Source organism: Streptomyces lacrimifluminis, assembly GCF_014646095.1.
Lineage (GTDB): Bacteria > Actinomycetota > Actinomycetes > Streptomycetales > Streptomycetaceae > Streptomyces > Streptomyces lacrimifluminis.
Window position 1 is genome coordinate 233,365 of the sequence record NZ_BMMU01000005.1, and the last position, 13,080, is coordinate 246,444.

A 13,080-nucleotide genomic window follows, 5' to 3' on the forward strand; every position below is an offset into this window, starting at 1 on the left:
CTCGGCGAAGTGGCACGCCGACTCGTGGGCGGCCTCGGAGTCCGAGCCCCTGAACCGCTCGGGGACCGCCAGCAGCGGTGTCTCCTCGGCGCACTTGTCCTGCGCCTTCCAGCAGCGGGTCCGGAAGCTGCAGCCGGACGGCGGGTTGGCCGGGGACGGCACGTCGCCGGTCAGGATGATCCGCTCCCGGCCCTCACGGGCGTCCGGGTCCGGCACCGGGACCGCCGACAGCAGCGCCTGGGTGTAGGGGTGCGTCGGGTGGTCGTAGATCTGCTCGTCGGTGCCGATCTCGGCCATCCGCCCGAGGTACATCACCCCGACCCGGTCCGAGATGTGCCGGACGATCGACAGGTCGTGGGCGATGAAGATGTAGGAGAGGTTGAACTCGTCCTGCAGTCGCTCCATCAGGTTGATGACCTGTGCCTGGACGGACACGTCGAGGGCCGACACCGGCTCGTCGCAGATGATGATCTCCGGGTTGAGGGCCAGGCCGCGCGCGATACCGATGCGCTGGCGCTGACCGCCGGAGAACTGGTGCGGGTACCGGTTGATGTACTCCGGGTTGAGACCGACGACGTCCAACAGCTCCTGCACCTTGCGGCGCCGGTCGCCCTTGGGGGCCACCTCGGGGTGGATGTCGAAGGGCTCCCCGATGATGTCGCCGACCGTCATACGCGGGTTGAGCGAGGTGTACGGGTCCTGGAACACCATCTGGATGTTGCGTCGTACGGCCTTCAGCGCGCGCCCGGACAGCTTGGTGATGTCCTGGCCCTTGTAGAAGATCTCGCCGGCCGTCGCCCGCTCCAGGTTCATCAGGAGCTTGGCCACGGTGGACTTGCCGCAGCCGGACTCGCCCACGATGCCCAGGGTCTCGCCCTGGTACAGGTCGAAGGAGATGCCGTCGACCGCTTTGACTGCGCCGACCTGCTTCTTGAACAGGACGCCCATGGTGAGCGGGAAGTGCTTCACCAGGTTGCGCACCTGGAGGATCGGCTCGCCCCGCTCGACGGGTGCCTCGATCGCGGCGACCGCCTCCGTCGCGGAGGAGGCGTCCACGATCTCGACGTCGGAGACGTTCGGCGTGGCGTCCTGCGGCTCGTCGTCCTTGCTGAGCTGCTCAGCCATGGATCGTCTCCTTCCAGAAGTGGCAGGCCGAACCGCGGCCGGCCAGCTCGGCGCCGTCCCGCTCGGTGACCTGCAGCAGCTCGGGGACCTCCGTACGGCAGATGTCCTCGGCCTTGGGGCAGCGCGGGTTGAAAGCGCAACCGGTCGGCACGCGCAGCAGGTTGGGCGGCAGCCCCTTGATCGCGTACAGCTCCTGGCCCTTCTGGTCCAGGCGCGGGATCGAGTCCAGCAGGCCTCGGGTGTACGGGTGCGCCGGCCGCTTGTACAGCTCGTGGACCGGGGCACGCTCCACGATCCGGCCCGCGTACATCACCGCGATCTTGTCCGCGACGTCGGCGACCACGCCCAGGTCGTGGGTGATCAGGATGAGACCCATGTTGAACTCGCGCTGCAACTCGGCGAGCAGGTCCATGACCTGGGCCTGGACCGTCACGTCGAGGGCCGTCGTGGGCTCGTCGGCGATGATCAGGTCCGGCTCCAGGGCCAGCGCCATGGCGATCATGATGCGCTGGCGCATACCCCCGGAGAACTGGTGCGCGTAGTCGTTCACGCGAGCGGCGGCGGCCGGGATCTTCACCCGGTCCATCAGCTCGATCGCCTTGACCTTGGCGTCCTTCTTGGACATGCCCTGGTGGACGCGGAACATCTCGCCCAGCTGGTAGCCGACGCTGAGCACCGGGTTGAGCGAGCTGAGCGCGTCCTGGAAGATCATGGCGATGCGCTGACCGCGGATGCGGCGGCGCGCCTCGGTGGACATCTTGAGCATGTCCTGGCCCTGGAAGAGGATCTCCCCCTGGGGAATCCGCGCGGGCGGCATGTCGAGGATGCCCATGATCGCCTGTGCGGTCACCGACTTGCCGGAGCCGGACTCACCGAGCACGGCGAGCGTCTCGCCCGCGTGCACGTTGTAGTTGACGCCGTTGACGGCCCGTACGACTCCCTCGCGGGTGACGAACTCGACGTGCAGGTCACGCACTTCGAGCAGGGGGGCGTCCGCGCCGTCGCGGGGGGCCGGAACCGGAGCGACTTCTTCGATGATGGTCATTACGCCTCCCTCAGCGTGTCTTCGGGTCAAGGGCGTTGCGGACCGCTTCGCCGAGCATGATGAATGCCAGCACCGTGAGGGTGAGCATGATCGACGGGTAGAGCATGATCCACTGGGCCACCCGGATCTGGGCGCCGCCGTCGGAGATGTCGTTGCCCCAGGAGACACCGTTCAGGCCGAGGCCCAGGAACGACAGGGTGGCCTCCGCGCCGATGTAGACGCCGAGCGAGATGGTCGCGACGACGATCACCGGGGCCAGGGTGTTCGGCAGGATGTGCCGGAACAGGATGCGCGGGGTACCGGCACCCAGCGCCTTGGCCGCCTGGACGTAGTCGGCCTGCTTGGTGGTGATCACCGCACCGCGCATGACGCGGGCCAGCTGGGTCCAGCCGAAGAAGCCCAGGGCGCCGATGACGACCCACGCCGTGCGCTCCGGGAAGGAGTTGAGGACGACCATGGTGCCCAGCAGGAACGGGATGCCGAAGAACACGTCCACGAGGCGCGACAGTACCGAGTCGATGATGCCGCCGAAGTAACCGGCGATCATGCCGACCAGACCGCCCGTGACCGTCACGAGGACCGTGGTGCCGAAGCCGACGGCTATGGAGGTCCGGGCGCCGTAGACGAGCCGGGCGTAGACGCTGCGGCCCTGCTGGTCGTAGCCCAGCCACTCGGGCGAGAAGACCTTTCCGAGCTGCGGCTTCTGCAGGTAGTGCTTGGCCAGGTCGCCGTAGGCCGGGTTGGCGCTGGTGAACCAGCCGGGGAAGAACGTGATCGTCAGCAGGAACAGGATCAGCACCGACGAGACGATGAAGATCTTGTTGCGCCGCAGGTCCTGCCAGGCGTCGCCCCACAGGCTGCGGGCCTTCTCGGCCTTGGCGACCGGTTGCGGGGCGGGGTCGCCCGCGCTCACGTCGTCCGGTGCGCCGACGTCGGTTTTCGTCAGGTCAGGCATAGCGAATCCTCGGGTCAAGGACCGCGTAAAGCAGGTCGACAAGGAGGCTGGCAACGAGGTACACGAGCACGAGGATGGTGACCAGGCCCACGAGGGTGGTGCCTTCCCGGCGGACGAGCGACTGGTAGATCGTGCCGCCGATGCCCTGGATGTTGAAGATGCCCTCGGTGATGACGGCACCGCCGAGCAGGGCGCCGATGTCCGTGCCCAGGTAGGTGACCACCGGGATCATCGAGTTGCGCATCAGGTGGACGGTCACCACCCGGCGCCGGGGCAGGCCCTTCGCGATGGCCGTACGGACGTAGTCGGCGCGCATGTTCTCAGCGATCGACGTACGGGTCAGCCGGGACACATAGGCCAGCGACGCCGTGGCCAGCACAATGGCCGGCATCAGCAACTGACCGTAGTTCGAGGGGTCGTTGACGTTCGGCTCCAGCCACCGGAGTTCGTCGGCGAAGATCCACTTGAGGAGGAAGCCGAGGACGAACACCGGGACCGAGATCAGCAGCAGCGTGATCAGCAGCACCGCGGTGTCGGCGGCGCGTCCGGCGTGCAGGCCGGCGAAGACACCGAGGCTGATCCCGATGACGATCTCGATGGCGAAGGCGAAACCACCCAGGCGCAGGGTCACCGGGAAGGCGTCGCCGAGCACGTCGGTGACGGGGCGTCCGCTGGCCACCTGCGTGCCGAAGTCGGCATGCAGGATGATGCCCTTCATGTAATTGAAGTACTGCACAAAGATGTTCTGATCCAGGCCGTACTCGTGCCGCAGCGCGGCGATCACCTGCGGACTGCCGCCCTTGTCGCCGAACAGTCCTTGGACCGGGTCACCGGGCAGGGCGTAGACCATCAGGAAGATCAGCAGGGTCGTTCCGAAGAACACCGGGATCATCTGGAGCAGTCGTCGTGCGACGTAGCGCCCCATCGTGCCTCCAAAAAAAGTCACAGCGGCAGCAGACGGGCCCTTCCCCCGCGCACCGCTTCGCGATGCGTGTGGAAAGGGCCCCCCGACCGCTGCCGCTGTTGTCCGGGACTCGGTGTGGGCGCCCCGGACAACGGGCTGTCTTCGGTTACTTCTTCTTGACCTGGACGCCGGTCAGGATGGGGTCGCCGTCCTGGCCGAACTGGACGCCCGAGACCTTCTCCGAGTAGCCCGCGTTGACCTTGTAGTACCAGAGCGGAATGCTCGGCATGTAGTTCGGGAGCTGCTTCTCGATCTCCTGGTACGCCTTCACCGAGTCGTCCAGCGTGGCGGCACCGTCGGCGGCGGCGATCTCCGTGTCGAGCGTCTTGTTGGAGAAGCCGCTCTGGTTGCCGTCCGACTTGGTGCCGAACAGGTCCCGGATGAAGTTGGCGTTCATCGGGAAGTCCAGCACCCAGCCCGAGCGGTAGAAGGACTTGACCTCCTTGGCCTTACGGGCCTGGAGGTCGGCCTGGAAGTCGGCCTTCGAGTCGCCGGAGCACTTGACACCGGTGGCGTTGGTGATCGAGTTGCAGACCGCCTCCACCCACTCCTTGTGACCGCCGTCGGCGTTGAACTGGATGGTGATGGCGTTGCCCGGAACGCCGCCACCCTCCTTGATGAGCGCCTTGGCCGCGGCGGGGTCGTACTTGGTGACGTCACCCGCGGCGTCCGGCGCGTAGCCGAGAACACCCTTCGCGACCCAGCCGGTGGCGGGCTCACGGGTGCCCTGGAGCACGGTCTTGGTGATGGTGTCGCGGTCGATCGCCCTCGACAGGCCCTGGATGACCTTCGGGTCGATGTCCTTGAACTGCTTCGAGTAGAAGGCCGGGGCAATGCTCTGGATCGCCGAGTAGGCCTGGTCGACGGCACGGTCTCCGAGGTCCTGCTTGTAGACCGGCAGGTCCTTCGGCGCGACCTGGGTGATGACGTCCAGGTTGCCGGACTTCAGGTCCTCGTAGGCGGTCTCGGGGGTGGAGTAGTTCTTGAAGACCACACCGCCGTTCTTCGCCGCGTTGGAGCCCGTGTACCCGGCGTACTTCTTGACCGTGATGGCCTTCTTGTGGTCCCAGCTGACGAACTGGTACGGACCGTTGCCGACCGGCTTCTCGCCGGCCGCCTTCGGGTCCGCGTAGAAGGACTCGGGAAGCGGGGAGAAGACCTGGTAGCCGAGCTTGTAGACGAAGTACGGAATCGCCTTGGTCAGCTCGATGGTGAAGGTGGTGTCGTCGACGACCTTCAGGCCGGACAGCTCGGTGGCCTTGGGCTTGCCCGACTCGGGGGCGACCTCGTCGTAGCCCTTGATGTCCGAGAACCAGAAGCTGTTCGTCTGCGCGTTGGCCGGGGCCGCGGCCCAGTTCCAGGCCTTGACGTAGGACTCCGCGGTGACCGGGGTGCCGTCGTGGAACTTCCAGCCGGACTTGAGCTTGACCGTGAAGGTCTTGCTGTCCTTGGTGTCCACCGAATCGGCGTTCATGAAGACGATCTTGCCGCTCTCGTCGTAGTCCACCAGGCCGGTGAACAACGAGTTGATCACGATGCTGCCGTAGGACTCCATGGTGTTGGCCGGCTGCAGCGGGTTCTCCGGCTCACCGGACTCGACCGTGAACGTACCGTTCGGGTCGACCGCGGCCTTGTCGTCGCCGCCGCTGCCACCGTCGTCACCGCCACCGCCGCAGGCGGTCGCACTCAGTGCCACAACCGCAGCTATCGCGACCCACTTGGCGCTCCTGGCACCGCGCATGGGTTCCTCCTCATGAGTCCATTGGTTCACCGCAAAAAAAGAGAGCAGACGACACACCACCGCCACCGTTGCCGGTACCGAGAAAGCCAATGCCCCCCACGCCCGCGAGTCGGCACAGATTGCTGTGCGTGACCCGTAGATCCGAGCTCTACGCGCCTAACTATCTGCCATGCGACATGACCGAACCACACCCACAAGGTCTCGGTTCGATCACACCTGCCACATACTTCTTCCAAAATCCGGACAAACAGTTTGCCGAAAGATCCCTGCGAAACGGACTTGTTACACATCTATCGGAAACGAGTGTCCGCATTCCGGACATGGTGAAGCAGAAAATGAGTTGCGTACGCCGTGGCCGCCGTGCGTGCTTTCTCAGCGGCGCCCACAGACCCTGGACGCAGGGAGTGACATCGCCTGTCGCGGCATCAGCACACCGCCGCGACAGGTCTCTCGGTGGCCGAGGCTCCCCGAGCCCTTCGACCGGTAGGCCGACGACGGCACAGCGGGCGCACAGACACGGGTCCCACGACCGCCGGTCGATCCCCTCCAGCAGCAGGGTAGTGCGGGCACTGCGTGCAGGAGAGCCCACCTCCTCAACTGAAGGGTTTTCCCCCTATGCCCCTACGACGACACCGGGCACCCCCACCGTGAAGCGGGCGTACCCGGTGCGTTCGGCGAAGGCCCGGCGTCAGCCGTGCCCGGCCGTGCTAGCCGTGCTTGGCGCGGCTGGCGGAGCGGGCGCGCTCGCGGGCGTCCAGGTTCACCTTGCGGATGCGGACCGCCTCCGGGGTCACCTCGACGCACTCGTCGTCGCGGCAGAACTCCAGGGACTGCTCCAGGGAGAGCTTGCGCGGCGGGACGATCGCCTCGAACGAGTCGGCCGAGGCCGACCGCATGTTGGTGAGCTTCTTCTCCTTGGTGATGTTCACGTCCATGTCGTCGGAGCGCGAGTTCTCGCCGACGATCATGCCCTCGTACACCTCGGTGCCGGGGTCGGTGAACAGCACACCGCGCTCCTGGAGGTTCGTCATCGCGAACGCGGTGACGGCGCCGGCCCGGTCGGCCACCAGCGAACCGTTGTTACGGGTCGTCAGCACGCCGAACCACGGCTCGTGGCCCTCGTGGATGGAGTGGGCGATGCCCGTGCCACGCGTGCCGGTCAGGAACTCCGTACGGAAGCCGATGAGACCGCGGGAGGGAACGACGAACTCCAACCGCACCCAACCGGAGCCGTGGTTGGACATGTTGTCCATCCGGCCCTTGCGGACGCCCATGAGCTGCGTGACCGCGCCCATGTGCTCCTCGGGGACGTCGATCGTCATGCGTTCGACCGGCTCGTGGACCTTGCCGTCGATCACCTGGGTGACCACCTGCGGCTTGCCGATGGTCAGCTCGAAGCCCTCGCGGCGCATCTGCTCGACCAGGATGGCGAGCGCCAGCTCACCACGGCCCTGGACCTCCCAGGCGTCGGGACGCTCGGTGTCGAGGACGCGGAGGCTGACGTTACCGATCAGCTCGCGGTCGAGACGGTCCTTGACCTGCCGGGCGGTGACCTTGCGGTCCTTGACCACGGCCTTGTTCTCGGCACCCTTGCCGGTGCCGCCGCGGCCGACCATCGGCGAGGTGTTCGTACCGATGGTCATGGAGATCGCCGGCTCGTCGACCGTGATGAGCGGCAGCGCGATCGGGTTCTCGGGGTCGGCGAGGGTCTCACCGATCATGATGTCCGGGATACCGGCGACGGCACAGATGTCACCCGGGCCGGCCATCTCGGCGGGCTTGCGGGTGAGCGCCTCGGTCATCATCAGCTCGGTGATGCGGACGTTGGACATCGTGCCGTCACGCTTGATCCAGGTGACGGTCTGGCCCTTGCGCAGCTCGCCCTGCTCGACCCGGAGCAGCGCGATACGGCCGAGGAAGTTGTCGGCGTCCAGGTTGGTGACGTGCGCCTGGAGCGGGGCCTCCTCGTCGTACGAGGGGGCCGGGACGTGCGACAGGATCGTGGAGAAGAACGGCTCCAGGCTGTTGCTGTCGGCCGGGACGGTGCCGTTCTCCGGCTTGGTCAGCGAGGCGACACCGTCACGCGCACACGCGTAGACGATGGGGAACTCGATCTGCTCCTCGTCCGCGTCCAGGTCCAGGAACAGGTCGTAGGTCTCGTTGACGACCTCGTCGATCCGGGAGTCCGGGCGGTCGGTCTTGTTGATGCACAGGATGACCGGCAGACGCTGCTGGAGCGCCTTGCGCAGCACGAACCGGGTCTGCGGCAGCGGCCCCTCGGAGGCGTCGACCAGCAGAACGACGGCGTCCACCATCGACAGACCGCGCTCGACCTCACCACCGAAGTCGGCGTGGCCCGGGGTGTCGATGATGTTGATGGTGATGACGTCCCCCCCGTCCTTCGGGTGGTACTTCACCGCCGTGTTCTTGGCGAGGATCGTGATGCCCTTCTCACGTTCCAGGTCGTTCGAATCCATCATGCGGTCGTCGAGCGACTCGGCGGCGTGCGCGGCGAAGGCACCGGCCTGCTTCAGCATGGCGTCGACCAGGGTCGTCTTCCCGTGGTCGACGTGGGCGACGATGGCAACGTTGCGGATGTCGTGGCGCGTGGCCATATTGCGGCGTACTCCCGGCTTGAGTGGATGGCCTGCGCGTACATCTGTGTTACGCGGACCCTGCCGGGCTGAACATGCCACGGCCTTACCCCATGGTACGGGGCCCCGCAGGAGTCGGCCTCCGCAGGGCCTCGGCAGGCGCCCGGAGCGGTGGGGTCAGGCGGCCTTCGCGGCGGCGGATCCGGCCGGACACGTCTGGCGGGCCGCAGCGCGGCCAGCTGCGGTTTCGGCGTCCGAGGAACAGTGCAGAAAACCACTGCCGACCGTGTCCCAGGTCCGCACATGACCCTTGCGGGACGTGGTGCTCCCCACACAGGTGTAGGTGAAGTCCGCGTCGACGAAGTTGATCCACCCCCAGGCGTAGTACGAGCCCTTGAGATCCCCGGTGTCCGCTTCGAAGTAGTGGCTGTCCTCGGCCCGCTCCGTCTCCGAGGGGTCGGCCAGCGGCTCATGCACCTTCAGGTGCTCGCCCAGTGCCTTGATCACGCGGGCCGCTCCGACACCTGCTGGCGCGCCGGTCACCTTGGGCCGGTGGACGGTGTCGGCGACCGGCTTGAGCAGGGCCGAGTAGGAGTCGGTCTTCTTCTCGAACGTGATCGGATCGGCGAGCGCGGTGAGCTTCTCCCGGTGCCGGACCCCGGACCAGGAGTACCGCCCGTCCACGCACGCTTCGGCACGCGGACCACTGTCCGCCTCGCTGGTGCACCCCGCCGAACCTCCGGCCAGAACGGCCACGACCCCCAGCACCGCCCAGCCCCGACATACCGAACCGCGCATCGCTCGGTCCCCTTCCCCCGTACGACGGCTGCCGCCCCGCGTGGTGCGGGACGGCAGCCGTGTTGATCACTTGCGCGGGATCGTACCCCTGGCTCGTCGGGCTAGTCCTGAGAGGGACCGGCCGACGGTGTCGTCCCCTTCTTCAGGAACCCCATGTCCTCGTAGACGGGCGTCTGGAAACCGAAGGCGCCCAGGTTGGCGACGTTCTTCTTCACGGCCGTGAGCTGGGGCCGCTGGAAGAGGGGAATGGATCCGCCGGCCGCCCAGATCCGGGCGTCGGCCTTGCGCACCAGCGAGGCCGACCTGCCCTCGTCGAGGGTGGCGATGGCCTGGTCGAACAGCTGGTCCACCTGGTCGGTGCCGACCCGGGTGTAGTTCTGCTCGACGTTGAGGGATCCGTCGGCGGCGGGCACCGGCTTGGCGTAGATGGGCCGCGCGTCGGTGGCGGGGAAGGCGGACGCGGGCCACGAGTACAGCGCCAGGTCGTACTGCCCGGAGGCGATGTGGTCCTTGAAGTAGCTGTCGTCGGAGACCTTGGTCACGGCGGTACGGATCCCGACCCGGTCCAGCATCCGCGCGATCCGCTCGCCCACGGCCCGCAGCGTGGCGGAGCCCGGCCCCGAGGGGAGCACGAACCGCAGGGTCAGCGGCTTGCCGTCCTTGGCGAGCGCCCCGGCGGCCCCGGCGGGAGCGGGGGTGCCCTTGGGCGCGTAGGCACCGGGCGCACCGCCCTGCTCCGGGTGCTTGCGGACGGACTGCTTGCCGTCCTGGGCGAGGTTCTTCTTCCCCGAACCGTCCCGGTGGTCCCGGTGGTCCTGGTGGTCCCGCGGGTCCTGATGGTCCTCGCGGACGGGCTCGCCGTACGGCTTTTCGTCGTCGCCGACGACATAGGTCCCGTCGTCGTCACCCCTGCCCTTGCCGGCCTTGGGTGACGCCTTCGGGGAGGCCTTCGGGGAGGCGGACCTGCCGCTGGCCTTCTTCCCCTCGCCCCCGGCGGCCTTCTCCGCGTCGCCGTCCTTCTTCTTCGGCTTCCCGAGCGGGCCGCCCTGCACCCATCCGGCGTCGGCGAGCAGTTGCTCGGCCTCGTCGGTGTCCTGGCCGCCGAGCGCGCCGCTGTTGTCGGCGTAGGCGGCCTGCCCGGAGAGCGCGAGATGACTGCCGACGGGTACGGCGGGCAGCCCCAGCGGCTTGAGCACGAGGCCGGCGATCTCCTCGCGGTCCAGCGCACGGGCGACCGCGCGACGCACCCGCTCGTCGGCGAGAGGGCCGTCGGCGCCGTTGAGGGCGAGCTGGGTGTAGGCCGGTTCGAGGGACTTGCGCACCTCGAACGCGCTGAGCGACTGCTGCTGCCCGGCGTACTTGGTGGCCGCGTCGCGCTGCTTGCGGCGGACGCTGCTCTCCGCCCCGGCGGCCTCCTCGTCGGAACCGTGCGCGAGGGCCCAGGACCGCAGGGCGCGGGCCGGGGTGAGCGCGGCGCCCGGGCCCTGGAGGGGGGTGGACTTGCCGCGCGCGGCGAGAACGATGCGCTCGGCCTCGGCGGGGTCGATCTCGGCGACGTCCACCTTGCCGGCGGCGAGCGCCTCGGCGCGCTTGTCGCGCGGAACGGCGTGCAGCACGATCCCGTCGAGCCTGGCCGTACGGCCCCACCAGCGCGGATTGCGGACGAGGACGATGTCGCCGTCCGCCTTGGCGATCTTCTTGAGGTTGAAGGGCCCGGCGGTGACCTTGAGCTTGCGCCGCGCGCCTTCGTTGAAGGAGTCCGGGGTGCCCATGACCTCCTTGGGGTACAGCGGCGAGAACAGCGACTTCCAGTCGGCGTAGGGACGGCTGAAGGTGACCTTGACCTCAAGGTCGTTCGCGCCGCGCTGCACCTTCTCGATCCTGTCGTACCCGGCGTTGCGGGCGGTCCAGTACGCGGAGTCCCTGCCGGACAGGGCACGCCACTGGGCGGCGAAGTCGGCGGCACCGATCTCCCGGCCGTCGCTCCAGACGGCCTGCTGGTGCAGCTTGTAGAGGACGACCTGCTGGGGCTCGGTCTCGACGACCTTCGCGGACTCCAGGAAGTCGGCGTTGCGCTCGGGCCGGCCGTTCACGTCGAGCCGGTACATCGACGGCAGCACGGCCTGCGCCACGCGGGTGGTCGTCGCGTCGGCGTCCGCCTGGAAGGTGTTGAGCGTCTCCGGTACGGAGTCCACGGCCCAGCGCAGAGTGCCGCCGTCGGCGAGCAGGGAGCGGGCGGCGGGGGCGATGTCCTGCCCGGCGAGCGGCTTGCTCTCTTCGTCCTGGTCACCGCCGCACGCGGTGACCAGGGGCACGGCGAGCACGCCGGCGGTGAGGAAGGCGACCGAGCGCGTTACCGCGCGCAGTCCGACGCCGTGGTGGGACATCTCTGCTTACCTCCGGGAGCCGCGGGCGTTATGATCACTTTTGGCGGTATATGGAGCTGATCGCATGTATGCGGCCACTGAAGAGGAAAGGGTTCGGCAACGGACGGCGACACGGCGACGACAGCCGGGAAGCCCACCCGTGCGGCGCAGTGCACCGCGGGATGCACCCATACGCCTCGGCCAATCGGTGCACATCCCTTCCCACCGGAAGGTGTGACGCGCAACACTCGCAGGCGCATGAACGTTGCCGTCCAAGGCCCCGGCCTACGGAAGTGAGGTCACGTCATGTCCGTGAACGACGAACTGACGTCCATCCAGCGCTGCCTCGACGACCTGTTCCGGTCGATGGGCCGCCTCGAACAGCAGATCGGCAAGGGCGGCCTCGAACTGCGCCGCCTCCGCAGCGACGCCAACCACCTGCGCGAGAGTCTCGCGCTGCTCCGCGAGGCCGCCCCCGGGCTCGCCCAGCCCCGGCGCCCCGACCTCGTGACGATCCCCGACACCCCGTACGACAACAGCCTGTGGACAGACTCGGACGACGAAGGACTCGGCGCCCACGACCGTCACGCCCCCTGAGAATCCGACCGGAGTTCTCCTTGGCCACTGAAACCGGTACCGACAGCGATACCGATCCCGATTCCCCACCCGATACGGGCCCCCAGCCACCACGCGGCGGCGTGAGGACCCCTACCCGCGCCGCCATCGACGCCCCGCACCTGCGGACCGACCGCTGGTGGCTGGCGCCCGCCGCCACGGCCGCCGGTCTGCTGGCGTTCATCGTGTACTCGACCTGGCGGGCGTTCGCGAACGCCGACTACTACGCGGCCCCGTACGTCTCGCCGTTCTACTCGCCCTGCCTGGCGGACAACTGCGCGCCCATGCGGGACGGCCCCAACGCCGACCTGTTCGGCGGCTGGTGGGGCGTCTCCCCCGCGATCATCATCCTGATCTTCCCGCTGGGCTTCCGTCTGACCTGCTACTACTACCGCAAGGCCTACTACCGCGGCTTCTGGGCGTCCCCGCCCGCCTGCGCGGTGGCCGAGCCGCACAAGAAGTACACGGGCGAGACGCGCTTCCCTCTCGTCCTGCAGAACATCCACCGCTACTTCTTCTACGCGGCACTGCTGGTCGCCGGGATCCTCACCTACGACACGGTCCTGTCCTTCCGTGACGAGCACTACGAGTGGGGCCACATGGGCCTCGGCACCCTGGTCTTCCTGCTCAACATCACGCTGATCTGGGCGTACACGCTCTCCTGCCACTCCTGCCGGCACATCGTCGGCGGCAAGCTCAAGCACTTCTCCAAGCACCCCGTGCGGTACCGCGCCTGGCAGTGGGTCGGAAAACTGAACGCCCGTCACATGCTGCTCGCCTGGGCGTCGTTGGTGAGCGTGGCGCTCGCCGACTTCTACGTGTACCTGGTCGCCTCCGGTGCTTTCGATGATCCGCGCTTCTTTTAGATTGGGAGGTG

General features: G+C 67.8%; 10 protein-coding genes. 2 read left to right on the forward strand and 8 right to left on the reverse strand.

The window, feature by feature from the left end:
• The 8 genes from IEY89_RS11005 to IEY89_RS11040 form a co-directional block, all read right to left on the reverse strand.
• A partial coding sequence (locus IEY89_RS11005) for an ABC transporter ATP-binding protein (protein ID WP_189147137.1) occupies nt 1–1,125 on the reverse strand: 1,125 nt, incomplete at its 3' end.
• Nucleotides 1,118–2,170 carry an ABC transporter ATP-binding protein gene (locus tag IEY89_RS11010; RefSeq protein ID WP_189147138.1) on the reverse strand — a complete coding sequence of 351 codons (1,053 nt, stop codon included), beginning with the start codon at nt 2,168–2,170 and terminating at the stop codon, nt 1,118–1,120. The genes IEY89_RS11005 and IEY89_RS11010, both read right to left, overlap by 8 nt.
• Nucleotides 2,171–2,180: 10 nt before the next feature.
• Nucleotides 2,181–3,125, reverse strand: coding sequence for an ABC transporter permease (locus IEY89_RS11015; RefSeq protein WP_189147139.1), 945 nt, complete (start codon nt 3,123–3,125; stop codon nt 2,181–2,183).
• Nucleotides 3,118–4,050, reverse strand: a complete 933-nt coding sequence (locus IEY89_RS11020) for an ABC transporter permease (protein ID WP_189147140.1) — start codon at nt 4,048–4,050, stop codon at nt 3,118–3,120. Before IEY89_RS11020 ends, IEY89_RS11015 begins: the two co-directional genes overlap by 8 nt.
• A 145-nt stretch (nt 4,051–4,195) precedes the next feature.
• Nucleotides 4,196–5,830 carry a peptide ABC transporter substrate-binding protein gene (locus tag IEY89_RS11025; RefSeq protein WP_189147141.1) on the reverse strand — a complete coding sequence of 545 codons (1,635 nt, stop codon included), beginning with the start codon at nt 5,828–5,830 and terminating at the stop codon, nt 4,196–4,198.
• Between the two features lie 707 nt (nt 5,831–6,537).
• Complete coding sequence (gene typA / locus IEY89_RS11030; RefSeq protein WP_189147142.1) at nt 6,538–8,445, reverse strand: translational GTPase TypA; 1,908 nt, start codon at nt 8,443–8,445, stop codon at nt 6,538–6,540.
• Between the two features lie 156 nt (nt 8,446–8,601).
• Complete coding sequence (locus IEY89_RS11035; RefSeq protein WP_189147143.1) at nt 8,602–9,222, reverse strand: hypothetical protein; 621 nt, start codon at nt 9,220–9,222, stop codon at nt 8,602–8,604.
• A gap of 101 nt (nt 9,223–9,323) precedes the next feature.
• Nucleotides 9,324–11,609 (reverse strand): ABC transporter family substrate-binding protein, encoded by a 2,286-nt coding sequence (locus tag IEY89_RS11040; RefSeq protein WP_189147144.1) that lies wholly within the window; start codon nt 11,607–11,609, stop codon nt 9,324–9,326.
• A 285-nt stretch (nt 11,610–11,894) separates the two neighbouring features.
• On the opposite strand from IEY89_RS11040, the gene IEY89_RS11045 reads away from it, so the two are divergent.
• The gene (locus IEY89_RS11045) at nt 11,895–12,185 is read left to right on the forward strand and encodes an Rv0250c family protein (protein WP_189147145.1); all 291 of its coding nucleotides are present in this window, start codon (nt 11,895–11,897) and stop codon (nt 12,183–12,185) included.
• A 101-nt stretch (nt 12,186–12,286) separates the two neighbouring features.
• Nucleotides 12,287–13,069, forward strand: coding sequence for a succinate dehydrogenase subunit SdhC (gene sdhC / locus IEY89_RS11050; protein ID WP_189147146.1), 783 nt, complete (start codon nt 12,287–12,289; stop codon nt 13,067–13,069).
• Nucleotides 13,070–13,080 lie beyond the last annotated feature (11 nt).

Coding starts and splice junctions, on each gene's coding strand:
- IEY89_RS11010 (WP_189147138.1), bottom strand. CDS start 2,170: ATGACCATCATCGAAGAAGTCGCTCCGGTTCCGGCCCCCCGCGACGGC.
- IEY89_RS11015 (WP_189147139.1), bottom strand. CDS start 3,125: ATGCCTGACCTGACGAAAACCGACGTCGGCGCACCGGACGACGTGAGC.
- IEY89_RS11020 (WP_189147140.1), bottom strand. CDS start 4,050: ATGGGGCGCTACGTCGCACGACGACTGCTCCAGATGATCCCGGTGTTC.
- IEY89_RS11025 (WP_189147141.1), bottom strand. CDS start 5,830: ATGCGCGGTGCCAGGAGCGCCAAGTGGGTCGCGATAGCTGCGGTTGTG.
- typA (WP_189147142.1), bottom strand. CDS start 8,445: ATGGCCACGCGCCACGACATCCGCAACGTTGCCATCGTCGCCCACGTC.
- IEY89_RS11035 (WP_189147143.1), bottom strand. CDS start 9,222: ATGCGCGGTTCGGTATGTCGGGGCTGGGCGGTGCTGGGGGTCGTGGCC.
- IEY89_RS11040 (WP_189147144.1), bottom strand. CDS start 11,609: ATGTCCCACCACGGCGTCGGACTGCGCGCGGTAACGCGCTCGGTCGCC.
- IEY89_RS11045 (WP_189147145.1), top strand. CDS start 11,895: ATGTCCGTGAACGACGAACTGACGTCCATCCAGCGCTGCCTCGACGAC.